The sequence below is a fragment of the Aeromonas sp. R5-4 genome (genome assembly GCF_040908215.1).
GTDB classification, from domain to species: domain Bacteria; phylum Pseudomonadota; class Gammaproteobacteria; order Enterobacterales; family Aeromonadaceae; genus Aeromonas; species Aeromonas veronii.
Window position 1 is genome coordinate 216,567 of record NZ_JBFODG010000022.1, and the last position, 22,181, is coordinate 238,747.

Annotated in this window: 22 protein-coding genes; 11 read left to right on the top strand and 11 right to left on the bottom strand. The window is 60.1% G+C overall.

The annotated features are described in order from the left end of the window. Positions 1 to 65: 65 nt before the first annotated feature. On the bottom strand, positions 66 to 1,154 hold the full coding sequence (locus tag AB5Y83_RS11550; RefSeq protein ID WP_021230362.1) for a ketoacyl-ACP synthase III: 1,089 nt from the start codon (positions 1,152 to 1,154) through the stop codon (positions 66 to 68). A gap of 226 nt (positions 1,155 to 1,380) precedes the next feature. On the opposite strand from AB5Y83_RS11550, the gene AB5Y83_RS11555 reads away from it, so the two are divergent. The 3 genes from AB5Y83_RS11555 (at position 1,381) to AB5Y83_RS11565 (ending at position 5,015) form a co-directional block, all read left to right on the top strand. Then, entirely contained in the window at positions 1,381 to 2,322 is a 942-nt protein-coding gene (locus AB5Y83_RS11555; RefSeq protein WP_368175189.1) for a LysR family transcriptional regulator, read from the top strand. 127 nt (positions 2,323 to 2,449) lie between these two features. Then, on the top strand, positions 2,450 to 3,058 hold the full coding sequence (locus AB5Y83_RS11560; protein ID WP_368175190.1) for a LysE family translocator: 609 nt from the start codon (positions 2,450 to 2,452) through the stop codon (positions 3,056 to 3,058). Positions 3,059 to 3,155: 97 nt separating this feature from the next. Beyond that, entirely contained in the window at positions 3,156 to 5,015 is a 1,860-nt protein-coding gene (locus AB5Y83_RS11565; protein WP_368175191.1) for a U32 family peptidase, read from the top strand. Positions 5,016 to 5,081: 66 nt separating this feature from the next. On the opposite strand, the gene AB5Y83_RS11570 is transcribed toward AB5Y83_RS11565, so the two are convergent. Together AB5Y83_RS11570 and AB5Y83_RS11575 are read right to left on the bottom strand one after the other, a co-directional pair. Then, a complete protein-coding gene (locus AB5Y83_RS11570; RefSeq protein WP_368175192.1) occupies positions 5,082 to 5,555 on the bottom strand; it encodes a methylated-DNA--[protein]-cysteine S-methyltransferase in 474 nt (157 codons plus the stop codon). Next, positions 5,552 to 7,096: an AlkA N-terminal domain-containing protein gene (locus AB5Y83_RS11575; protein ID WP_368175193.1), complete on the bottom strand. Its 1,545-nt coding sequence runs from the start codon at positions 7,094 to 7,096 to the stop codon at positions 5,552 to 5,554. The genes AB5Y83_RS11570 and AB5Y83_RS11575 overlap by 4 nt, the downstream gene beginning before the upstream one ends. Before the next feature lie 401 nt (positions 7,097 to 7,497). Between AB5Y83_RS11575 and AB5Y83_RS11580 the strand changes: the two genes are divergently transcribed. The 6 genes from AB5Y83_RS11580 (at position 7,498) to AB5Y83_RS11605 (ending at position 11,363) form a co-directional block, all read left to right on the top strand. Further along, entirely contained in the window at positions 7,498 to 7,887 is a 390-nt protein-coding gene (locus AB5Y83_RS11580) for a type IV pilin protein (RefSeq protein ID WP_005343572.1), read from the top strand. A 1-nt stretch (position 7,888) separates the two neighbouring features. After that, complete coding sequence (locus AB5Y83_RS11585; RefSeq protein WP_368175194.1) at positions 7,889 to 8,308, top strand: GspH/FimT family pseudopilin; 420 nt, start codon at positions 7,889 to 7,891, stop codon at positions 8,306 to 8,308. Then, a complete protein-coding gene (locus AB5Y83_RS11590; protein WP_335841581.1) occupies positions 8,305 to 8,697 on the top strand; it encodes a prepilin-type cleavage/methylation domain-containing protein in 393 nt (130 codons plus the stop codon). Before AB5Y83_RS11585 ends, AB5Y83_RS11590 begins: the two co-directional genes overlap by 4 nt. After that, complete coding sequence (locus tag AB5Y83_RS11595; protein ID WP_058057317.1) at positions 8,691 to 9,251, top strand: PilW family protein; 561 nt, start codon at positions 8,691 to 8,693, stop codon at positions 9,249 to 9,251. Before AB5Y83_RS11590 ends, AB5Y83_RS11595 begins: the two co-directional genes overlap by 7 nt. Then, complete coding sequence (locus tag AB5Y83_RS11600; RefSeq protein WP_368175195.1) at positions 9,248 to 10,867, top strand: hypothetical protein; 1,620 nt, start codon at positions 9,248 to 9,250, stop codon at positions 10,865 to 10,867. Before AB5Y83_RS11595 ends, AB5Y83_RS11600 begins: the two co-directional genes overlap by 4 nt. Positions 10,868 to 10,961: 94 nt before the next feature. Beyond that, positions 10,962 to 11,363 carry a VOC family protein gene (locus AB5Y83_RS11605; protein WP_118854242.1) on the top strand — a complete coding sequence of 134 codons (402 nt, stop codon included), beginning with the start codon at positions 10,962 to 10,964 and terminating at the stop codon, positions 11,361 to 11,363. Between the two features lie 106 nt (positions 11,364 to 11,469). Here the strand turns inward: AB5Y83_RS11605 and AB5Y83_RS11610 are convergent, their stop codons facing one another. From AB5Y83_RS11610 to AB5Y83_RS11625, 4 genes are all read right to left on the bottom strand, one after another. Next, positions 11,470 to 12,948, bottom strand: coding sequence for a carboxypeptidase M32 (locus AB5Y83_RS11610; RefSeq protein ID WP_368175196.1), 1,479 nt, complete (start codon positions 12,946 to 12,948; stop codon positions 11,470 to 11,472). Between the two features lie 138 nt (positions 12,949 to 13,086). Further along, positions 13,087 to 13,668 (bottom strand): DNA endonuclease SmrA, encoded by a 582-nt coding sequence (gene smrA / locus AB5Y83_RS11615; protein ID WP_005338734.1) that lies wholly within the window; start codon positions 13,666 to 13,668, stop codon positions 13,087 to 13,089. Positions 13,669 to 13,855: 187 nt separating this feature from the next. Next, a complete protein-coding gene (locus AB5Y83_RS11620; protein WP_005338733.1) occupies positions 13,856 to 14,035 on the bottom strand; it encodes a DUF3149 domain-containing protein in 180 nt (59 codons plus the stop codon). A gap of 136 nt (positions 14,036 to 14,171) precedes the next feature. Continuing rightward, positions 14,172 to 15,059, bottom strand: a complete 888-nt coding sequence (locus AB5Y83_RS11625; protein ID WP_368175197.1) for a TraB/GumN family protein — start codon at positions 15,057 to 15,059, stop codon at positions 14,172 to 14,174. An 88-nt stretch (positions 15,060 to 15,147) separates the two neighbouring features. Here AB5Y83_RS11625 and AB5Y83_RS11630 point away from each other — a divergent pair, with 88 nt between their 5' ends. Continuing rightward, positions 15,148 to 15,480, top strand: a complete 333-nt coding sequence (locus AB5Y83_RS11630) for a DUF1904 family protein (protein WP_019446286.1) — start codon at positions 15,148 to 15,150, stop codon at positions 15,478 to 15,480. 92 nt (positions 15,481 to 15,572) lie between these two features. On the opposite strand, the gene AB5Y83_RS11635 is transcribed toward AB5Y83_RS11630, so the two are convergent. The 4 genes from AB5Y83_RS11635 to AB5Y83_RS11650 form a co-directional block, all read right to left on the bottom strand. After that, positions 15,573 to 16,400, bottom strand: coding sequence for an SDR family oxidoreductase (locus AB5Y83_RS11635; protein ID WP_368175198.1), 828 nt, complete (start codon positions 16,398 to 16,400; stop codon positions 15,573 to 15,575). A 141-nt stretch (positions 16,401 to 16,541) separates the two neighbouring features. Next, positions 16,542 to 17,990 carry an OprD family outer membrane porin gene (locus AB5Y83_RS11640; RefSeq protein ID WP_005338723.1) on the bottom strand — a complete coding sequence of 483 codons (1,449 nt, stop codon included), beginning with the start codon at positions 17,988 to 17,990 and terminating at the stop codon, positions 16,542 to 16,544. Positions 17,991 to 18,492: 502 nt separating this feature from the next. Then, positions 18,493 to 20,430, bottom strand: coding sequence for a methyl-accepting chemotaxis protein (locus AB5Y83_RS11645; RefSeq protein WP_252412960.1), 1,938 nt, complete (start codon positions 20,428 to 20,430; stop codon positions 18,493 to 18,495). Positions 20,431 to 20,535: 105 nt separating this feature from the next. Beyond that, complete coding sequence (locus AB5Y83_RS11650) at positions 20,536 to 21,420, bottom strand: DMT family transporter (RefSeq protein WP_368175199.1); 885 nt, start codon at positions 21,418 to 21,420, stop codon at positions 20,536 to 20,538. Positions 21,421 to 21,828: 408 nt separating this feature from the next. On the opposite strand from AB5Y83_RS11650, the gene hcp1 reads away from it, so the two are divergent. Beyond that, positions 21,829 to 22,181 (top strand): type VI secretion system effector Hcp1 (gene hcp1 / locus AB5Y83_RS11655; RefSeq protein WP_368174736.1); only part of this gene is annotated, 353 nt, incomplete at its 3' end.

The window sequence follows — 22,181 nt, forward strand, 5'->3', positions numbered from 1 at the left end:
GGAGCAGAGCTAGGTGGGGATGAAAAGGAGAGAAGGAGCCTGAGGATTCAGGCTCCTGATGAGGATCACGCCTCGTTGGCGTGAGCCTTCTGGCAACCTTCCACGGCGTGGGCGATGAGCTCCAGCGCGCTCTTGTCGCATGGGGGGAGTTCAGCATCGCACGCCTTGATGGGGGTGACGCGATCGCCCCACTTGATGATGGCGGCTCCCCATGTCAGACCGGCACCGAAGGCAGCGGTCAGCAGATAGGAGTTCGGCTTGACGCGGCCCTGCTCCAGCGCTTCGCACAGGGCGATGGGCACAGTGGCTGCGGAGGTGTTGCCATAGTTTTCGATGTTGACCATCACCTTCTCCATCGGCGCATTCATCCGCTTGGCGAGGGTCTCGATGATGCGGATATTGGCCTGGTGCGGCACGATCAGGTCGACCTGCTCCGGCGCAATACCGGCCTGCGCCAGCACTGTGCTGGTGGCTTCACCCATGCCGCGTACGGCGCGTTTGAAGATCTCCGGACCTTCGAAGTTGAAGGTGAACAGCCCATCGATATCGGCAAAACGCACCCGATCAGTACCGAAGTTCGGTACGTGCAGGATCTCCCGGGCTTCGCTGTCACAGCCCAGCTTGTTGGCGATCAGGCCACACTCCTGTTCGCTTGCCTCGATCACCACGGCACCTGCCCCGTCGCCAAACAGCACGGCGGTATCGCGGCGCGCCCAGTCCAGCAGGTAGGTGAGGCGCTCGGCGCCGATCACCAGCACCTTCTTCATCATGCCGGTCTGCACCAGCGAGGTGGCGACGGAGAGGGAGTAGACAAAACCGGTGCAGGCCGCGTTGAGGTCGAATACGGCAGCGTTGACTGCGCCCAGCTTCTTTTGCACCGCAGAGGCGGCGCTTGGCAGCAGGTTGTCCGGGGTGGCGGTAGCCAGGATGATGCCATCGAGATCGCTAGCTTCCAGACCGGCGCAGGCCAGCGCGCGGCGACCGGCCAGGGTGGCGAGATCCGAGGTGCTGACATGGGAGATCCGGCGGGCCTTGATGCCGGTGCGCGGATAGATCCACTCGTCTGACGTATCCATGATGGTGCTGAGGTCGTCGTTGGTCAGCACGGAGGGAGGCAGGCATTTGCCCCAGCCGGTGATATTGGCGTATTTCATCTTGTTACCGCTTCTCAAAGTGGATCGCCCGCGGGCGGAAAATCGTGCAATTATGCCGTACGAGACAACCACTGTCATCTTGTGGTCATGGTTATGTGCAGGGCGAGCGGCTGCGCCATCTGGTCGCAAAGGGCTGCAACGCGCTGAACATGGCAGGAAATTTCGCTTAAAGCGCGGGACTCCTCTGCCCTAAGATAGGCATTTCGCCACCGATGAGGGTATCTCCTTGCTCAGAGCCAATCTCAACTTGTTGCCGACCCTCAAGGTGCTGCTGGAGACCCGCAATATCAGCCGCGCCGCCGAGCTGCTGCACCTGAGCCAGCCCTCCATCAGCAAGCAGCTTGCCCAGTTGCGCAGCGAGTTTGACGACGAGTTGCTGGTGCGGGAGGGGCAACGCTGGCTGCTGACGCCACGGGCCGAACTGTTGGCCGCCCAGCTGGCGGATTCTCTCGGGGCGCTGGAGCGGCTCTACGAGGCGCCCGGATTTGACCCGAGCCGCTGCGAGCGAGTATTTCAGCTCGCCTCCTCCGATTATGTGGCCCAGCATATCCTGCCCGATATCTGTGCCGCGCTCGCCAAAGAGGCGCCGTTGGCGGCGCTGGAGTACAGCCTGTGGGACAAACGTCAGCTGCCGCAGTTGTGGCAGTCCGAGCTGGATCTGGTCTCCACCATCACCGAGCAGGTACCGGATCAGATCCGCGGTCTGCATCAGGGGGAAGATCGGCTAGCGGTGCTGATGGGACGTCACCATCCGCTGGCAGGCAAGGCGCTGAGTCTCGATGACTATCTCGCCTGGCCTCACCTGCAGGTGAGTGGCGGTGGTGACAAGGACAGCCCGGTGGAGCAGGTATTGGCGCCGCAGGGACTGAGTCGGCGCTGGTTTGCCAGAGTTCCCTTCTTTCAGGCTGCGGTTGAGGTGTTGCTGCGCACCGATTGCCTGATGACCACTCCGGCTCATATCGCCTGGCAGCTCTCCTGTGGCCATGAGCTCACCTTTGTCGATCTGCCATTTGCTACCCGCGACCAGCAGTATCATCTGCTGTGGCATCAGCGCCACCATCAGGATCCGGCCCACCGCTGGTTTCGCGAGCTGGCCTACCCCTTCCTGCGGGATCACCTGCAACGCACCGTTGGCGAGAGTCACAAGCAGCTCGATCTCGGCGGTTAGCCCCGGTCAGTTGTGTGGCGTTATAGCCATGGGTTATGGGTTCTATTCATAACTTTCACTACTGGCATAATGGCTCAGCCCGTACCCTGAGTGCAGGTCATCATATCGAGCACAAAAGAGGAAAAGCATGGAACTGACGAGTTGGCTGGCACTGGCCGCAATCTGCGTGATGGGCGCCATCAGCCCGGGGCCGAGCCTGGCGCTGATCATCCGCAACACGGTGCAGGGTGGGCAGGGGCATGGCGTCGCCACCGCGCTTGGCCACGGCCTCGGGGTTGGTATCTATGCGCTGGTTACCGCGCTTGGCCTCTCCATCCTGATCACCCAGACCCCTATCCTGTTTGATCTGATCCGCTACGGCGGTGCAGCGTTTCTTGCCTGGCTCGGGGTGAAAGCCCTGCTGGCAAAACCAGCCAGTGGTGAAGCGAGTGAAGAGGCGCACCAGCTGCGTGGTAGGCAAGGGGCCTTTGAAGGTTTTATGGTGGCCTTCCTCAATCCCCAGCTGGCGGTCTTCTTCATCGCTCTGTTCAGCCAGTTTGTGCGGGCCGATACCGGTTGGATCGAAGGGGGCATCATGATGCTCACAGCTGGCGGGATCGACGCAGTCTGGTACGTGCTGGTGGCGCTGGTGCTCTCGCGCGGGCCTGTGCTGGCGTGGCTTAAAGCCAAATCCTTTGTCATCGACAAGGTGAGTGGGCTGGTTCTGCTCGGGCTGGCACTCAAGGTGGTTATCTAATCCTGTATTTTGCAGATACCTTAAGCAGGATCAAGGCATGTGGGTGGTGAATGGGCTAGAGTAGCGCCCATTTGCTGTCCGCCCTGATCCCGAGACCATGCACCAGAACAAGCACCCGTTAAGCCACAACAACCGGTTGGAGCTGCTGGCTCCGGCCAAGAACCTCGCCTACGGCATTGAAGCCATCAACCATGGCGCCGATGCCGTCTACATGGGCGGCCCTGCCTTTGGCGCCCGCAGCGCTGCGGGCAACACCATCGAAGATATCGAAGCGCTGGCGCGCCACGCCCATCGCTTCGGAGCCCAGGTCTTTGTCGCCTTCAACACCCTGCTGCACGATCACGAGCTGGAACAGGCCCGGCGCCTGACCCACCAAATCTATGAAGCGGGAGCGGATGCGCTCATCGTCCAGGATATGGGGCTGCTGGCGCTCGATCTGCCACCCATCGCGCTTCATGCCAGTACCCAGACCGACAACCGCACGCCGGAGAAGGTGAAGTTTCTGCAGGATGTGGGCTTCTCTCAGGTGGTGCTGGCGCGCGAACTGTCTCTTGCGCAGATCCGCGAGATCAGTGCGGCGACCAATGTGCAGCAGGAGTTTTTTATCCACGGCGCGCTCTGCGTTTCCTACAGCGGCCAGTGCAACATCAGCCATGCCCGTACCGGTCGCAGCGCCAACCGCGGTGAGTGTGCCCAGCTCTGCCGTCTGCCTTGCTCGCTGCAAAAGCCGGATGGCGAAGTGCTGGTGGCCGACAGCCACCTGTTGTCCCTCAAGGACATGGATCAGACCGACAACCTGGAGGCCTTGATCGAGGCGGGGATCCGCTCCTTCAAGATTGAAGGGCGTCTCAAGGGGCTCGACTACGTCAAAAACGTCACTGCCTGGTATCGGCAGAAGCTGGACGCCATTCTGGATAGTCGCTCCGATTTGGTGGCTGCCTCTGCTGGCCGTTGCAACTACAGCTTCACGCCTGACCCCAAGAAGAGTTTCAACCGCGGCAGCACCGATTACTTCCTCCATGGCCGCCAGCAGGGGATCGACTCCACCAAAAGCCCGAAATACGTGGGCGAACCGCTGGGACGGGTCACCAAGGTGACCCGTGACGGTATCGAGATCGACGGCAAACAGGTCACCCTCAACAACGGCGACGGACTCGGCTTCTTCAAGCCGAACAACGAGCTGGTGGGGATGCGCCTCAACAAGGTCGAAGGTAAGCAGTTACTCCTGTCTGAACGCATGCCGGGGCTAAAGGTGGGGACCGAAATCTACCGCAACCACGATCAGGCGTTCAGCAAGATGCTGGAGAAGGCGAGCGCGGATCGTCGCATCCGGGTCGATATGGTGCTGGCAGAGTGCGATGAGGGCGTGATCCTCACGCTCACCGACGAGCAGGGCATCAGCGCTGCGGTGACGCTTCCCTGTGACAAACAGCCTGCCGATAACCCGGAGCGGGCGCTGCAACAGGCGCGGGATCAACTTGGCAAGCTCGGCAATACCCTGTTTGTGGCGCGCAAGATTGAGTTGGTAGTAACGAGGCCGCTATTTATCGCCGCATCACAGCTCAACGGCTTGCGCCGGGATGGCATCGCTGCGCTGGAGGCGGCGCGGGTGGCCAGTTATCAGCGCCCCGAGCGACGCATCGCCCTGCGGGATATCAACTATCCCCAGCACCGTCTCTCCTACCTTGGCAACGTGCTGAACAGCGCGGCCGAAAAGTTCTTCCATGAGCACGGGGTGGAGCGCATCGCTCCCGCCTATGAGGCGAACAAGGAGGAGCGGGAAGTGGTGCTGATGATCACCAAGCATTGCATCCGCTATAGCCAGAACCTCTGCCCGAACGAGGTGCCAGGTCTCAAGGCCGAGCCGCTGGCGCTCAAGATGGGTAAGGACACCTTCCGCCTGCGTTTTGACTGCAACCGCTGCGAAATGCATGTGATGGGCAGCCTGAAACGCTGATCAATGAGCCCCTTTCTCCATCCGGAAAGGGGCAATTTTTATCGCAGGTTCTCTGCCTACCCTCCTTTAATTGCCCCTCTCCAGCGCCAGCAGCGTTTTTTTAATCTCCAATCCCCCCGCATAGCCGGTCAGGCTGCCGTTTTGGCCGATCACCCGATGGCAGGGAACGATGATCGAGAGCGGATTGCGGCCGTTCGCCGCGCCCACTGCCCGCACCGCATCGGGTTTACCGATGGTGCGAGCGATATCGCTGTAGCTGCGGGTCTCGCCGTATGGGATGTCGCACAATGCTTGCCACACCGCCTGCTGAAAGGCGGTACCACGGGCGGCAAGGGGCAGGGAGAAGCGCTGCAAGCGACCGGCAAAATAGGCGTCAAATTCGGCGAGGAAGGGAGCCAGCGCTTCGTGATCTTGCTGCCAGCCACTCATATCGGGCAGTGCCCGCAGGCCCGCCACAAAGTCCACATGCACCAGACCATGCTTGTTGATGGCAACCAGCAGCTCGCTGCAGCGGGTCGGCAGGATATCGTAGCGGATCATGGGGTTATCTCCTGTTGTTGGGTATCTGGCTGTTGTTCATTGCTGGTGGCATGGATCAGCAAATCGGGCGCTTCACTCATGGCATGCCACAGCCAGCTGGCCGCATAGCTGCGCCATGGCTGCCATGCTGCGCTTTGCGTCAACACCTCCTTCACCGGCAGCTTGGTGCCGCCTCCTAGTGCCTTTTGCAGTACCAGATCGGAGGCGGGGAAGGCATCGGTATCCATCCCGCAGCGCAGCCGCCAGTAAGAGACCGTCCAGGGGCCTATGCCCAGTAGTGCCAGCAACTGCTCATCACTGGCTGTAGTGAGGGTCAGCTCGCCACTGGCCAGCGCCTTCGCCACTCCACGCAGGGTACGAATGCGGCTGCCGGGCATGCCGATGCCGTCGAGATCGAGTTCGCACAACTGGGCGGGGGCCGGTAGTTGCGCCACCCCGAATTGCGCCTCGGTACGGGCTACCAGTCGCCCGAGTATGGTGATGGCTCCCTTGACCGACACCTGCTGGCCGACGATGGCGCGCAGCATTACTTCGTACTCATCCCAACCACCAGGCAGCCGTACGCCGGGCCAGCGCGCTTGCAAGCGGGCGAGCAGCGGATCCTGACCGAGCAGATCACCGATCCGCTGCATATCGGCATCGAGATCCCACATCCGGCGCACTCGATAGAGCAGATCGGGCAGCGCCGCGAGCGGCAGATCATGGACGGTAAGCTGCAGGCTATGCCCCTTGCCCTGCGCGATGCGCACCAGCGCGACCCGATCGCCTACCCGGTAGCGCCGCTCATACACCTCGCCATCTACCCGCTCCAGCCCCGGGATTGCCCGCATCCGGTAGAACGCCAGCATGGCCGCTACGTCATACGGGGGGCGATAGGGCAGTTGCAGCGTCAGGGGGGTGCCGCGCGGCTGCGCACTTATGTGTTCTGGCGCGTCAGCGTGCTGCCCCTGCTGGCGCAGGGTGCGTGGGGCCAGCCCGTAGGCGTTGAGCCAGGCGTCATTGAAGCGGCGGATGCTGGCAAAGCCGGCGGCAAACGCGATGTCGGTAATGGGCAGCCCGGTTTCAGTCAGCAGCCGTTTCGCGAGCAGCAGGCGGCGTGTTTGCTCCACCTGTTTTGGCGAGGCGCCGAGGTGCTGCTCGAACTGGCGGCGCAGGGTGCGTTCGCTTATCCCTGCCTCAGCGGCGAGTTCAGCGAGCGTGCCGTCAGCCAGCTCGCCGCGATCGATGCGCGCCAGCAGACGTGCCAGTTCAACCGGCAGATTGCCACGGGCTGCGGGGGCCAGCTCTGGGCGGCAGCGCAGGCAGGGTCGCAGCCCATACTGCTCGGCGGCCGCGGCGCTTTGGAAGTAGCGCACATTGTGCTCGTGGGGTGGCCGTGCCGGGCAGACTGGCCTGCAGTAGATGCCGGTCGAGAGCACGCCAGTAAAGAAGCGGCCATCGAAGCGCGCGTCGCGGGCGAGCCGTGCGGCGTGACACTGTTCGCGGCTGAGGGTGTTGATCACCTCATCCGGTGACGACTCAGGGCTGTGCTTTGCATTCATGGTGTTGGCGGCTTTGCTGGAATAGATGGCAAGAGAGTAAGGGGGCTCGGGGGCTGTGACTAGCCAGAAACGGACAGGGATAGCAAAAATTGGCGAAAGGTTTTTTTACTCTTTCGTTGCACGGTTGGGTTTCACTCTTCGCTCCGTTGTTGTCCATGTATCGCGGCTCGACAGAAGGGGGCATAACGAATGTCGATTGGCCTAGCTTTATTTGCTTAGCGAGATTAGTGGCGGTGAAAACTGCTTAAAAATTAATAACAGATCACATAACTATCTTTTTTACATTGAGTGTGGCGATTTTGTGTTGTTCAATCGAGTCAGTTAATTTTTGATGATTATTAAGTCATCGCATTTGCGGCCCAGGGCCGACCAATAACAACAACACTTGCCAAGGATGATAAGTGAACGACTGTAAGGCATGGCCCCATTGCCGGGGGTTTAGTCTGATCGAGTTGTTGATCGCCATGACGGTTGTCAGCATTCTCGCGGCCATCGCGTTGCCAGCATATCAGGGTTATCTGCAACAGGGACGTCGTTACGAAGCGCAACAGCAATTGCTGGAGCAAGCGCTCGCCCTCGAACGTATCTATACCCAACAGGGCCGTTATCCTGACACGTTTGCCACCCCTTCCAACACGGATTTCTACCAGTTCAGCTACAGCCAGCAAGATGCTGGCGACTACCTGCTCAAAGCCATTCCAACGACGCGTCAACAGGATGAGTGCGGCACACTGACCCTCGATCAGACCGGTTATCGCGCGGCCAATCGCCATGACTGCTGGGGATCATAAGATGAATGTGCGCGGATTTACTCTGATTGAGTTGATGATCACGGTCGGCATCGCCGCCATCTTGCTATTGGTCGGGTTGCCCTCCATGAGTCAGCGCCTCGCGGCCGAACGGCTCGATCGTAGTGCGACCGAACTCGCTTCAGCCTTCCGCTTTGCCCGCAGCGAAGCGGTCAAGCTGACCCTGCCGGTGGTACTGCAGGGCACCGAGAACGGTGGCTGGGAGGTGATGGCTGACAGCAAGTTGCTGCGTAAGGCGGCAGCACCTGCTGGCGGAGTGGTGATCAAGCCGTTTGACCCCATCCAGATCGCGCCAACCGGCAGCAGCAGCCACGCCGAGATCATTCTGGCCAATCGCCTCGGTGAGCAGCGGGTGCTCTGCGTTGCCCCGAGCGGCCAGCTGCTGCAAGGGAGCTGCTCATGAGACACGCCGCACTTGCCCGCCAGCAGGGCTTCAATCTGGTGGAGATCATGCTTTCCATGGTGTTGGCGGTGATGGTGTTTCTCGGTCTCGCCAAGGGGCAGGTGGTCTCGTTGCAGCAGGCGCATTACAGCTTGCAGAGCACGCTGGCCACGATCGAGGCGAGCAACAGCGTGGAGCAGATCTGGAGCTCGCTGTGTGAAGTGCAGCGCAAGCCCGAGCGGTTCACCCAGGCCGATTTTCTTGCCCGCTTCATCCTGCAGGATGGCCACCGGCTGGTGCTGCCGAACCGTTATAGCGACAACTTTGTGGTCGCTATCGAGTGGCAGGATGAGCGGGTCTCCGGCGCCAAGCGGGTGGAGCTGAACGCAGGATTTCCGCCTTTATGCTGAGCGTCCCCTCACGGCAACGAGGCGTCAGTCTCGTCGAGCTGATGATCTCCATGGTGCTCGGTCTGATGCTGATGCTGGCGATTTTTGCCGGTTATGCCCCGATCAAGAGCACGGTCGAGCAGAGCAAGGCGCTGGAGCAGGCAAACGAAGTGCTGCGCTTTGCCACTCTCACCTTTACCAACAGTATCAAGCAGGCGGATCAGCTGATAGCGGTCACCCCTGATCGCCTGACGCTGGCCTTCAAGGTAGAGGGGGGCAGTCAGGTGCTCTCCTGCCTTGGCAACCAGAAAACCGCCGATTTTACCGAGCAGTACCGCTTCACGCCGCCGGTACTCAGTTGCGATGACGGGGATGGCCCGCGCCTGTTGCTGGCACATCTTCAGGATCTTGAATTCGGCCAGCAGGGTGCACTGGTCAATATCCGCATCTTGCCCGAAGGGCTGCCCAGCTATCTGGCGCCGGGAGTCGAGGTGCAGGTGGCCCGCCGCAAGGCGGTCTGGGCGGCAGCGTTGGCCACATCCGGTGCCAACGCCACAGTAGGGGGGGCGGGATGAACAAGGGATTGCAGGGGCAGCGGGGAGCCGTACTGCTGGTGGTGCTGGTAGTGAGCCTGCTGTCGAGTCTGCTGGTGTTTACCAGCATTCAGGAGAACCAGTTGCAGGCTCGCCTGAGCGGCAATTTTCACAAGAAGATCAATGCGCAGCTCAGTGCCGAGCAGGGGATGAACGAGAGTTATCGAGCCCTGCATCAGGCCCTTGGCGCCGAACCGCGGATAGAGTGGGAGCGGCTGGTGCAGAAGGTGCCTGGCAAGGGGGAAGGAGCCATGGCGGGCAGCCGCTTTAGCATCGAACAGCTGGATGCCTCCACAGGCAGCAAGCTGGCGTTGCAGAGCCATGGCCGCTATCTGGAGGGTAATGCCAGCCTCAACGCCCTGTTTGCCCTCAAGCGCGAACCCGGCAATCTCATCTTTCAGGATTCGGTGGTGGCGTGTGAAGGGTTGAGCCTCTCCGGTAGTGGTTTTATCGACAGCTATGATTCGCGCAAGGGCAAATATGGCGGCACCAACATTAACCAGAATGCCAAGGTGGCGACCGTCAGCGACAAGGCCAATGTGGTGCTCGATGGCAATTCGCCAATTTGGGGCGATGTACGGGCGACCGGCTCCGTGACCCTGAACGGATCTTCTCCCATCTCCGGCAACGTGAATGCCGGGAGTGACGTCATTATCTCCCCCTCTTCGGACAAGATTGTCCGGGTCTCCGGCAATGTGAAAGGTGGCGGTAGTTTGACCCTGAAAGGGGGGCGCATCGGTGGTCAGGTGGCGGTCAATGGCAATGTCTCCATGGACTGGGGTACCAGCATCGACAGCGGCAAACTCAGTTATGGTGGTGCTGGTTTTTTTAAAGATCAGGAGAACCAGAAGTATCTGGATCCCGAGTATCGCAACGATCCCAGGTTGCCACCGGTGGCCGGGCAGGTGTGTGACCCGCTCAATGTGGCCGCGTTGCCCAAATCGTTCCCCCCTGCAACGCTGCCCATCAATGGCCCGCTGACGCTGGGCGCCACCCAGCAGATGGTGCTGACCACGGATCCCGCCACCGGCTCGGTCACCAGCAGCAACCAGCACAAGCCCGGGCTGCCGCTACCCGGCAAGGGGGAGGTGTTTGGCAAGGATCAGACCATTTATCAGCTCGACAGCCTCAATATGGGGGCCGATGCCAAGCTCACCATCAAGGGGGATGTGGTGCTGCTGATCGACAAGGATTTCACCATGACTGGCAGCAACAAGTTGACGGTGAGCGAGGGGAGCAGTCTGACCCTGATCGTCAGCGGCAAGGTTGATCTCGGGGCCGGTGCCGAGGTGACGGCAGTCAAGCAGGGGCTGACCGCTGGCGGTACGCCCGCTATCTCCATCTATTCCGCGTATAGCGGCAAGGATGGGATCAAGCTGTCGGGCAATACCCCGCTCTATGCCGCCCTCTATGCCCCGCTGACCGAGATGAAGATCAGCGGAAGTGGCGGTTTGTACGGGGCGGTGCGTGCCAAGCACCTGACCGAGAGCGGTGCGGGCGGGGTGCACTATGACGAGGCGCTGGGCATGGCGGATATGGGCGAAGATCAGGGGCCGCCGCCGACACTGGCGCTGCGGCAGTGGCACTTTGTGCAGTGAGGCTGGCGAGCGGCTAAAAAGGATCGAACGGGGCGCGCAACTGTGAGAAGGTGGAGATCTGTCCACCCAGCCGTTCACTGTTGAGGAGAGCTCCATGCCAGGCCCCGCTCGCGCCGGTGCCCTGATCTATGCCAAGGATCCGGGCCTGCTGACCCACTTTTACCGTACATTGCTGCAGATGGTGGTCTGCAGTCAGGATGAGCAGTTGGTGGTGCTGGAAAACAGCGATATCCAGCTGCTGATCCATGGCATTCCCGAGCCTTATTCCGGGCAAGTTGTTATCAAGCGGCCGCCGGAATTGCGGGAAGAGGGGGCCATCAAGCTGTTCTTCACCGTCTCCAGCCTCGCCTGGGCGGAAGCGAAGGCGGCGGATCTCGGCGGCGGTTTGCTGCCACAGCAGTGGATGGGGCCCGGCTTTGTGGTGCGCAACGCCTTCGACCCGGAGGGCAATATCCTGCAACTGCGCGAGTTGCTGGGTTCCCCTGATCCTCTCTGAATCCTCTCTTTGTTCAGCATTGCTGTGACGGTGACCGCCATAAAAACGGGGCCCTGTAGTGGTCAACTAAAAAGGGCCCCGTTCTGCTGTTAGCTTACTGCGCTCATTACTTCAGGTAACGCTGTTCCAGATGTTGGCGCAGCCAGTGCGGGTTGAGCGCTTCACCGGTGGCGCGGCGCACCAGCTCGTCGGTGCTGTGCAGGCTCCCCTGTGACCAGATGTTGCGTCCGAGCCAGCCGAAGATCTCCGGCAGGCGGCCCGCCGCGATCACCTCACCCATGCTGCCCAGCTCTTTTTCGAGGGCAAAACGCAGCTGGGCGGCATACATGGCGCCCAGGGTGTAGCTCGGGAAGTAGCCAAACGAGCCGTCGGTCCAGTGAATATCCTGCATGCAGCCATTGCGGTAGTTGCCCTTGGTGGAGAGCCCCAGCCACTGCTGCATCTTGGCATCCCACAGCTCGGGGATGTGGGCCACCTCGATCTTCCCTTCCACCAGATCGCGCTCCAGCTCGTAGCGCAGGATAACGTGGGCCGGATAGGTCACCTCGTCCGCATCGACCCGGATAAAGCCCGGCTTGACCCGGCTGTAGAGCTTGGCCAGATTGTCCGGCGCAAACGCCGCCTGTTCGCCGAAGTGGTGACGAATGCGTGGTGCCAGCAGCGCGAGGAAGGCCGGATGATGCCCCAGCTGCATCTCGCAAAACAGGCTCTGACTCTCGTGGATCGCCATGGAGCGCGCTTCGGCCACCGGCTGACCCAGCAGATGGCGCGGCAGCCCCTGCTCGTAACGGGCGTGACCGGTCTCGTGCACTATGCCCATCAGGCTGGAGACAAACTCCTGCTCGTTATAGCGGGTAGTGATCCGCACGTCGGTCGGCACGCCGCCACAGAAGGGGTGGCTGCTCACATCGAGGCGACCGTGGGCGAAATCAAAGCCGAGCAGCCCCATTACCTCCTGACCGAGCGCCTGCTGGGTGGGGATAGGGAAGGGGCCTTGCGGCAGCAGCAGGGCATCTCCCTTTTGTTGTTCACTCACGGTCTGGATAAGAGCCGGCAGCCAGCTGGCGAGATCGCCGAAGATCTGATCGAGCCGTGCGCTGGTCATGCCCGGCTCATAGAGGGCCAGCATGGCGTCGTAGGGGCGCACGCCAAGCGCATCGGCCCGCAGCTGCGCTACTTCACGGGAGAGTTTCACCACCTCCTCGAGATTGGGGGCAAAACCGGCCCAGTCGTTGTTCTTGCGCTGGCTGCGCCAGGCGTGTTCGCACTTGCTGCCAGCGAGCGATAGCGCTTCGACCAGCTCACCGGGCAGCAGGCTGGCATCTTGCCACTGGCGCTTGATCTCGCCGAGGTTGGCGCGTTGCACTTCATCGAGCGGCTCACTCTCTGCCTTGGCAATCCAGTCGCCCAGCTCGGGAGCGGAGCGCTTCTGGTGGATCAGCAGACCGAGTTCGGCCATCGCTTCGGCGCGAGCATCGTTGCCCCCCTCCGGCATCATGGCCGCCTGATCCCAGCCGCAGATGGCGGCGAGGTGGCTAAAGCGGTGGATCTGCTGCTGATGTTGTTCAAGCTTTTGATATGACATGGGATTGTCCTTGTTATCGTCCCTGATGGTATACCGCCCCGTACCTGGCATGCTCGGGGCCGTTCGATGCTAACACCGCCGCAGCATCGTTGACCACCATCATGCAGGCGGGCCAAAGGCGTGGGGGCGAGAGGCGGATTAGCCGAGCCGCTTCTGGTGCCGTTCGCGGTTTTCCGCTTTTTTGCGTTCGCTTTTACGCAGCAGCACGTATAGAGCACCGCTGCCGCCGTGGCGACGCTCGGCGCTGTGGATCGCCATGACGGCGGGCAGTTGCGGCAACCAGGCGCTGACATAGCTTTTCAGCAGGGCGCGCGGGGTGCTGCGCTCCCCCTTGCCGTGCAGGATCAGCAGACAGCGGATATCCCGGACTTCACAATCCGCAATGAACTGCACCAGCGTCTGGCGCGCTTCGTTGAGGGTTTTCTGGTGCAAGTCCAGGCTGGCTTGCAGCTCGTATTTGCCGAGCCGCAGCTTCTTGTAGACCCCCTCCTGCACCCCATCACGCTTGAAGCCGACGATTTCGTGCGGATCGCGCATCTCGATGGCCTCCATGGTGAGGTGGTCGAGGGCGAGTTGCTCGGCGGTGGCAGCCTGACGGCGAGCGAGCTGCGCCTCGGTCGGGGCGGATTTGGCCGCATGGGGATGGATGTTGTCGCTGCGAATGGGCCGCACGTCGGCCACTTCATTCATGAATAGCGAGAGTTCGTCGTTATGAGACACGGCAGGCTCCCCATAAGAAAAAGTGGGGGCCATTATAACGGCCGCAACCGGCACAGAAAACGGGGAAAGGGGGAGGGGATAAGGGGCACCCGGCATGGACACTGGTGCATCCTGGCCCGGGAATCACAGTCGCGAACCATAAAACAGCACAGGCGGTCAGTGTGAACTGCCGCCTGTGGTCAGAGGATTATTTGCCCTCTTTGGGTTGTTGAGAATGGGGTTGCTGTGAATGAGGCGGTTGCGAGTGCATCACCTTGTAGATGAAGTAGGCCGCGTAAGAGCTGATGAGCAAGAAGGTGCCGATAATCACCAGCATCGACATCAATCCCACGCTGTTGCCAAACATCAGGTCCAGCCAAAAGTCCATTTTATTGCTCCTGTCACCCGGTTGATGACAAGCATGATAAATACCTCTTTGCCCTGTCCGGGATGATCCCGATCAACTCCCTTGCAGGTTGTTTAATGACCAGTGTGATCTGTGATCGTTCTCACTGGACTCCTTGCTACCGAACCTGCACAGGGCCCGGTGTGGTGAGCGGGGTAATGCGCCACCCTTGCTGCTCCAGCAACGCCAGCAACCCCTGTTCGCCATAAAGGTGCAGGGCGCCTACCACGATAAAGCTCTCGTTGGGCAGGGTGGACCATTTCTTCAGCCAGTTGTGGTTGCGCTCGGCCAGCAGGGTCTGCTCCATCCAGCTTTGTAGCGCGGGCGGGGCCATCTCCTCCTTGAGCAGATTGATCAGCGTCGCCTCATCCCCCTGCTGCCATGCCTTCATCACGGCGGCGAAACCACTCTCCAGCATCGGTAGCTCATCCAGGGTGCTGGCGAGCATCAGGGTCTGGTTATCACCCACGCTGGCCAGATAACCTAGCTGCTCCAGCAGGGTCTCAAAGCCCACCACCGGTTTGCCCTCTTTGGCGGCCCGGACGGCAAAGTGCTGGTCTATCCCGAGTTCACTCTTGAAGTCGGAGCGGGCCATGGCGGCCTGGGTCAGGGTAATGGCGGCAAACCAGGGGCGCAGGGTGGCGAGGGTCGCCTCGTCGATGCCATAGCGGGCCCCCGCCATCAGGGTGCGTTGATAGAGCTCGGCAGGCAGATGATCCTTGAGCGGTTTGCCATCCACCAGCCGGGTGAGGGAGCCGGTCTGTTGCCACTGATCCGGCGTGATGCTGTTCATGTCCACCTCCATCACCAGTGAGCGGCTCTGCAGCCAGGCGCGCTCGACCGGCTCGGGCAGAGGATAGAGGGTTGGTTTACCTGCATGGATGGAGCCCAGCAGCCAGTGTTGCTGGTTGCCCTTGCTCACCCGATAGAAGGCGGGATCGGCAAAGGCGTGCAGCGGTAGCAGCAGGCAGAGCAGGAAGGCAAAGAGGGTGCGATGAAATCTCATGGGGATCCTTAATGTGCGCCGGGTGACTTCTCTTGCTGACAATAACTCCTATGATAAGTCCTCATTTCAGATAACCAAGAGGTTTGCCATGCCCCATCTTCGTTTTCGCGCCGTGACGCTCGAGACCCTGCAACAGCTGAGCGGCCCGCTGCTGGCCGAGCTTTGCGAGCTGACCGGCGGCAAGCCGGAGTTTGTCACCATGGAGCGGATTGATAGCTGCTGGATACGCAACGGCGAGCCCGAGGCGGGTTTTCCGTTTGTCGAGCTGCACTGGTTCGAGCGGCCACAAGAGATGCAGGACGCCGCCGCGCGCCTTATCACGCGCCATTTGAAACGGGTGCTGGGGGAGCAGACCTATGTGGTGGTGCAGGTGATCCCTCTGGTCAAGAGCGCCTACTACAGCAATGGCGAGCACTATTGAAGAGAGGGACAAACCAGGTTGGCGGGACAGGTGACGCCGCTACCCGGCTAACGCCACCTGGGCGACCGGGTACTTGGTCGCCAATCACGGGATCAGGCTGATTTAGCCAGCAGTTTATCGAGCCAGCGAGTGGGCAATACCCGTCGCAAGAAGGCAAACAGCCGAGTCGGCGTGGTCACCGGATAGCGCGCCTTGGGATGGGCGTGGGTCAGCGCATGGAGCAGCGGCGGGATGCAGGCTTCGCTTGGGAGGGTAAAGCCGCTGGTGGCCCCCTCTTTTTCCAGCCGCGTCAGGGTCTGGCGGTAGGCCGACTGATGACGGCTCTGGGCCGGATCGATGTGGCGCAAGAAGGCGCTGCGGGCATTGACACGAAAACGGGTATCGATGGGGCCCGGTTCAATCAGGCTGATATATACCCCGCTACCCGCCAGTTCGAGGCGCAGAGTGTCGCTATAACCTTCCAGCGCAAATTTGCTGGCGTTGTAGGCGCCGCGATACTTCATGGCAACCAGTCCCAGAACCGAGCTGTTCTGCACTATCCGTCCCTCTTTGGCCTCCAGCATCGGCGGTAGCACCTGACGGATCAGATGGTGCCAGCCAAACAGGTTGGTATTGAACTGCTCCCTGAGCGCTTCGGTGGGCAGATCTTCCAGCGCCCCGGGTTGGCCATAAGCGCCATTGTTGAACAGGCCATAGAGGCGCCCGCCTGCCAGATGGAGCGCCGCACTGGCACCCAGCTCGATGGAGGCAGAATCCGCCAGATCCAGCTGTACTGCCAGCAATCCCTGTTGCTGCAGACGGGCCACATCTTCCGCCTTGCGCGCCGAGGCGATCACGGTAAAACCGTGCTGCCCGAGCGCCTGTGCGGCGGCGAGGCCAATACCGCTGGAACAACCGGTGATCAGAACAAAACGGGGCATGATGGCGTCCTTGTGACTGCTGACAAAAGCGTGCGGGCTGGTGAGCGGATAAAACCCTTATCCGGTTCGCATGTTAGCCTGCCAACCGGTAAAAAGAAAACCGGGCCAAGTGGCCCGGTTTGCTGACATCGTATTGCCTGATTACATGAAGGTAAGCGGCATGATGATGTGGAACTTGACGTCGTGCTCGGAGGCGAAGATGTTGGGGTAATCGGTCCAACCGCCGCCCTGGCTGATGTCGTTGTTGTAGTCGGTGTAGTGCAGTTTGAACAGGGTGCCTTTCAGCTTGCCATCCTGCACGGTATAGGTGACATCGAAGTTGGCTGCCCATTCGGTATCTTCACCGTTGGCTGCTTTCTTGCCTTGACCGGTTTCGATATCCCAACCGTAAGCACCGGATACACCGACGGACCAGCCAGGCGCACCAACCAGGTCATCCAGAGAACGGGTCACGCCGAAGAACAGCGCTTTTTCGTTGTTGGCGTTCCAGTCGGAGCGGGAATCCCACCAAATTTCGTTGGCGCCCTGGGAGTTGGCGTAGCCACGGGTCAGGCGAGGCAGGTAGTTGCCTTCCGCACCTTCAGCCTTGGTCCACAGACCTTCCAGACGGAAGCCGTAAGGGCCCATGCCCCAGGCAGCTGTCAGAGCTTGTTGCCATGCCAGACCGTCATAAGTTTCGATCTGGGAAGCGCCCTTGGTGTAGGTCTCGGTCTCGGAACCGTAGAACTGGTAGCTGGTGGAGAGGCCGCCCAGTACGTCAAACTTGTGAGCCAGTTTGAAGTGGTAGCTGTCCATGTAGCCTTCGGACTGACCGAAAGAACCGGTCACAGCAGTGCCATTTTCGAAGGTGTAACGGGCTGCTATACCGTGGATGTAGTCGATGACGTTTTCATCAGCGAACGGATCCATCCACGCTTTGGCACGGGAGAAGACCTGAGTCTCTTTGTACCAGGGGGCCTTGTATTCGTCAGCGATGGCGTAGGTCAGGTAGAGGCCACCGAAGTTACCTTCAACTTGACCACCACGATAGGTACCCGGCTGATAAGACCAGTTAACACCGATTTGGCCAGGGACATACAGCTGGGTATAACCACCCTTGGCAGTGATGCCGCCGTCCAGGAATTTCAGCTTCATCGCTGCGTTGGAGAGGCTGAAACCACCTTCAGGGGAGCCATCTTTGGCGTTGTTGCCCCAAGAACGGCCAGCGAAGGAGAATTCGTTCTCCTGGTTGACCGGGTGATTTTCGGTAACGGCCAGGTCATAGGCACCGAAGCCGCCCAGATCCAGACCTACGGTATCCCAGGCATAACCGGAGTTGAAGTTAAGAGCGGCTTGAACGGTGGAATGGCTCAGGTTGGACTGGTATTTGCCTTCTTTCTTGGCTGCAGTCGGGTCACCATCGATGCGCTGACGATCACGCTGGAAGTAGAACAGACCGCCGGTCAGTTTGGAGTCTTTAACGAAGGTTTCATAGGACTGGCCGTATTCCGGGCTCATCATATCCTGAGCTGCCAACGCCATACCGGGGGCGACCAGAGCGGCTACCACAGCGGCACTCAAAGCGGCGCGCTTGAAGATCACTTTTTCCATTTTTATTGCTCCTGATTTTATGGACTTAGCTTTTTTTTCCGGCAGTTGGCATCGGGCCTACCGCTCGGTATTGGCATTGCAATCAAAACCCCGAAGGGCAAAAAATCTTGTCTTGGCTACCTGCAAACCCGGATGTCTTGGCACATCTGTAGTTGGCAGTCCTGATCATCACATGTTGTTTTTTTATGTTCCGATTCTTGGCTATCGGACAACCCCAAGAGTACGTTCGCGGTGCGAAATATCAATGAAAAGTTCCCTCAACGTTTCAAAAGTATGACCGAGTGCAAATAATCATGGGCAAGGTCGTAAACAGCCTCATGGCAGGTATTACGGTGATGAGAGCGTTTTCTTGAGGCCGCAGCCAGCGCCCGTGCGGGTTTTCATCCGGTACGGCGGAAGAGGTGTCGGTTAACCTGCCGATAACAGATAATTTTGTGCCACAAAAAAACTTTCCCTCTGATTGAGGGAAAGTGATCTGGTGGGGAGGCGGGGCGAATAGGGTTCAGCCTTGCTGGCCGAGGATGCGGGGGATCTGCTGCGCCTGATGGTGGATATGGGAGGAGACCTGCACCGAGAGTTGACTCACCTGACGGGCATGCTGATGGATACGGGCGATCAGATCGGCAAAACTGGCCAGTTTGTGTTCCTGACTTTTGGCGTTGTCGGCCCCCTGCAGGGCGATCACTGCGGTGTTGCGGGCGATCTCCCGCACTGCTTGGGTGGTCTGGCGCAGTTGTTCCGCCTGCGCCCGCTGGCGGCTTGATTCGTTGGTGATCCGGTTCAGTACAGTGCCAAGTTGTTCGCCGGATTGGGTCAGGCGCCCCAGAATATCGGTGATCTGGTTGAGGGATTGCTGGGTATTGGCCGAGAGGTGGCGTACTTCATCGGCGACCACGGCAAAACCGCGTCCCTGTTCCCCTGCGCGGGCCGCTTCGATGGCGGCGTTGAGGGCCAGCAAGTTGGTCTGCTGAGCGATATGACCGATCACATCGACAATGGCCGTCACATCGGCAACCGAGCGGGTGAGGGCTTGCAGCGCCTCATCGCTTTCGTCAATCGCCAGTCCGGTCTGATGAGTGGCGTGCAGCATGCTCCCCACCAGATCTTCGCTCTGGCTCATCGCCTGTTCGTTATGGTGGGCATGCTGGGCGATGTCGGCGGCGACCTGATGGACCTCTCCGGCCAGCTGGTTCAGCTCATCCATCATCTGACCGCTCTCGTCGACCACCTGTTCGGTGGTGCGGGTGCTGTGGTGGATCTCGTCAACCTGGCTGACCATCCCTTGCAGACTGAGGGATACCGCTGATAGCTGCCCCTCTTTTTGTTGTTGGTCCAGTTGCAGACGACCGATCAGCCGATTGTAGCTGGCAACAATATCGGCCAGCTCGTTGCGATCGCGCCCGCTAGGCAACGGCTCGGCCTGCCCCGTCTGATCGAGCTGCAGAAAGGCTCCGCGCAGTCGCAACAAGGGGGCGAGCAGCCAGCGTCGTTGCACCAGCGCAAACAGCAGGGCGACTATCACCAGACAGAGCGCCAGCGTGCCGAGGATGGTGGCCAGCTCCTGATTGACGGCTTGCCGTTCGCGGGCAAGTTGTTCCCCCATCTGTCTGGTCGCTTGCAACATCGCCATGATGTCTTGCTGCACGGTCTGGCGGCCAGCCTGTTGCTGTTGCAGCGCCGTGCGGCTGTTGGCCAGCTCCTGTGGATAGCGGCCCAGCAGCGAGCGTAATTCGCTGCGTGGTTGCTCTCCCAGCTCCTTGCGCACCGGCTCCCCCAGCGTGAACTCATCGGCGGGCGCCTCTTCATACAGGCCGAGCAGCGGCAAGGCTTGCAGCGCTTGCGCCTGTTTTTGCAGTGCCTCCAGCTCGAAGCGGATCCCTTCGAGCAGCTTTTCATTGCCCTGCTCCATATAGCTTTGGCGCAAATGGGCGAGGCGCGGCAGGCCCGCCAGGATCTCGGCTGCGCTGCTGCGATATTGTTGTGCCGCGGCAGATTGTTCCGTGCTGGCGCCTTGCTCCCCATAGCGGATCAGCGCCATGGCCTGGCTGCCCAGCTCACTCTCAGCGTTTTGCAGCAGCAACTGGCTGTTGCCCGAGAGCTTGCCTGCGGCCTGATAGTCGTGCGCGATGCGCTGCGCCATCTGTTCGAGTTGCTGTCTGAGCGGAGCCGCCACGGCATCATCCTGAGCGACCAGCGAGGAGAGCGCTTGCTGGCGGATCTTCTCCGCCGCGGTCAGTTGTTGTGGATCGCCGCTGTTGAGATAGTCACGCAGGCTGTTTTGCAGGGTCACTGTCACCAGTTGTTGCAGCGTCTCGTGCTGATGCTGGGCCTGATTGGTATGGGCAAGCTGTTGCCAGCCGTGGTAGAGGGCCAGCGCCTGTCCTCCCGCAACCAGTAACAAAACAAGGGAGGATAGGGTGGCGTAATGGGCGATTTTCACGGGGTAATTCCTGTCAGCACAGACCATGGGGGAGCGTGGCCAGAGCCTAAACAGGGATGATGGCGTTTTTATGACAGCATGGTCAGGTAGCCCTATCTTGCCGGCTTAACTGGCAGGGGATACCTGAGCGCTGTTGCGTTGGCCCAGCATACCGAGCAGGGCGCCTCCCATAATAAGTGCACCGGCCAGCAGATGGCGCGAGGTCAGCTCTTCTCCGTTCAATGCCACTAACAGCAAAGTACTCAGCAGCGGTGTCAGGTAGGCAAGGGCACCGATCCGGCGTGGATCGCCGTCTCGCAGTGCCAGATACCAGGTCACAAAGGCCGCCCCCATCGGGCCCAGCGCCAGCCCAATGATGAGGCTCCAGTCCCTGGTGGGGATCTGCGCGAGCGGCAGGGGTCCCTCCAGCAGACGGGCAAGCAGCAGCGCCAGCAAACCCGCGGGCAGACAGGCTGCCGCAGTGACCACGGCGGGGGCTGGCGGCAGACGGCGTGATAATACCGAGTAGGCTCCCCAGACGACAGCTGCACCGAGCGCCAACAGGTATCCCGGCAGATAGGCCTGCTGCAGTTGCAGCTCGCCATCGACCATCACCAGCATGGAACCCGCCAGACCAAAGGCGCCAGCCAGCAGGTGATGGGCATGGAGTGGATGGCCGGGCAACAACAGCGGGGTGAACAGAATGATGCAGAGCGGCCAGAGGTAGTTGATGAGGTTTGCCTCCAGCACCGGGGCATGGCGAAAGCTCATAAAGAGCAGCAGATGGTAGAGCAGCAATGCCGTAACCGTCACCAGCCAGGTAATCGGGCGAGCGCGCCATTGGCGCCAGAACGGCAAAGCCCCGACCCCGCAGAACAACAGCACCAGCCCGACCAGCACTAGCGGTGACACGGTGGTGACCCGTGACGTCAGCGCCGCCAGTGAAGCCCACAGCACAATGGTCAGCAAGGCAAAACCGGTGGATCTATCCCACCAGGAACATCCGGACATCCAACACTCCTTTGCAAGATGAATGAGCAACAGAAAATTGTGCAGTCTAACAGAGTGACAACCGACAAACAGTTTCGAGGCGGGCGATGACTTGCAAGTTGGTTGTTCTGTCCGAGAATGCTTAGCCAGTGGAAAGTTAGCACTGGCAAAGGATTGGAAGTTTGCCCTGAAAAGAAGAAATGATCTATTTAGAGCAACTTCTTGCTCGCCAACTGGTGATTTATACGGATTAGGCAAGTAATCACGATTAAATTCACTACTCTCGGCAACTTATTGCGTGCTCGTGCGTTGAGCGAGAACTGGCGGAATGTAATTGTTTGATAAATAAGGAATAAAAAAGTGGCATGGTCGCTGCTAAAGGTTGGTCGAGTGCTATCTCGTTTAACCAATCTATTTAGGAGCATACCCATGCCAACTCCATGTTATATCAGCATCGAAGGTAAAACCCAGGGTAATATCACCGCCGGTGCCTTCACCTCTGACTCCGTCGGCAACATCTTCGTACAAGGCCACGAAGACGAGATGCTGGTACAAGAGTTCCAGCACGTCGTCACCGTCCCGACCGACCCGCAATCCGGTCAGCCGGCTGGTCAGCGTGTCCACAAGCCGTTCAAGTTCACCGTTGCCCTGAACAAAGCCGTGCCGCTGATGTACAACGCACTGGCGTCCGGCGAGATGCTGCCGAAAGTGACCCTGAAGTGGTACCGCACCTCCGTTGAAGGCAAGCAGGAGCACTTCTTCTCTACCGTGCTGACCGATGC

Bases quoted from the DNA above. Each gene is read 5' to 3' on its own strand.
- AB5Y83_RS11585 (WP_368175194.1), top strand. From the start codon at position 7,889: ATGAATGTGCGCGGATTTACTCTGATTGAGTTGATGATCACGGTCGGC.
- AB5Y83_RS11570 (WP_368175192.1), bottom strand. From the start codon at position 5,555: ATGATCCGCTACGATATCCTGCCGACCCGCTGCAGCGAGCTGCTGGTT.
- AB5Y83_RS11560 (WP_368175190.1), top strand. From the start codon at position 2,450: ATGGAACTGACGAGTTGGCTGGCACTGGCCGCAATCTGCGTGATGGGC.
- AB5Y83_RS11595 (WP_058057317.1), top strand. From the start codon at position 8,691: ATGCTGAGCGTCCCCTCACGGCAACGAGGCGTCAGTCTCGTCGAGCTG.
- AB5Y83_RS11550 (WP_021230362.1), bottom strand. From the start codon at position 1,154: ATGAAATACGCCAATATCACCGGCTGGGGCAAATGCCTGCCTCCCTCC.
- AB5Y83_RS11640 (WP_005338723.1), bottom strand. From the start codon at position 17,990: ATGGAAAAAGTGATCTTCAAGCGCGCCGCTTTGAGTGCCGCTGTGGTA.
- AB5Y83_RS11590 (WP_335841581.1), top strand. From the start codon at position 8,305: ATGAGACACGCCGCACTTGCCCGCCAGCAGGGCTTCAATCTGGTGGAG.
- AB5Y83_RS11605 (WP_118854242.1), top strand. From the start codon at position 10,962: ATGCCAGGCCCCGCTCGCGCCGGTGCCCTGATCTATGCCAAGGATCCG.
- AB5Y83_RS11610 (WP_368175196.1), bottom strand. From the start codon at position 12,948: ATGTCATATCAAAAGCTTGAACAACATCAGCAGCAGATCCACCGCTTT.
- AB5Y83_RS11625 (WP_368175197.1), bottom strand. From the start codon at position 15,059: ATGAGATTTCATCGCACCCTCTTTGCCTTCCTGCTCTGCCTGCTGCTA.
- AB5Y83_RS11600 (WP_368175195.1), top strand. From the start codon at position 9,248: ATGAACAAGGGATTGCAGGGGCAGCGGGGAGCCGTACTGCTGGTGGTG.
- AB5Y83_RS11630 (WP_019446286.1), top strand. From the start codon at position 15,148: ATGCCCCATCTTCGTTTTCGCGCCGTGACGCTCGAGACCCTGCAACAG.
- AB5Y83_RS11650 (WP_368175199.1), bottom strand. From the start codon at position 21,420: ATGTCCGGATGTTCCTGGTGGGATAGATCCACCGGTTTTGCCTTGCTG.
- AB5Y83_RS11565 (WP_368175191.1), top strand. From the start codon at position 3,156: ATGCACCAGAACAAGCACCCGTTAAGCCACAACAACCGGTTGGAGCTG.
- AB5Y83_RS11635 (WP_368175198.1), bottom strand. From the start codon at position 16,400: ATGCCCCGTTTTGTTCTGATCACCGGTTGTTCCAGCGGTATTGGCCTC.
- AB5Y83_RS11620 (WP_005338733.1), bottom strand. From the start codon at position 14,035: ATGGACTTTTGGCTGGACCTGATGTTTGGCAACAGCGTGGGATTGATG.
- AB5Y83_RS11575 (WP_368175193.1), bottom strand. From the start codon at position 7,096: ATGAATGCAAAGCACAGCCCTGAGTCGTCACCGGATGAGGTGATCAAC.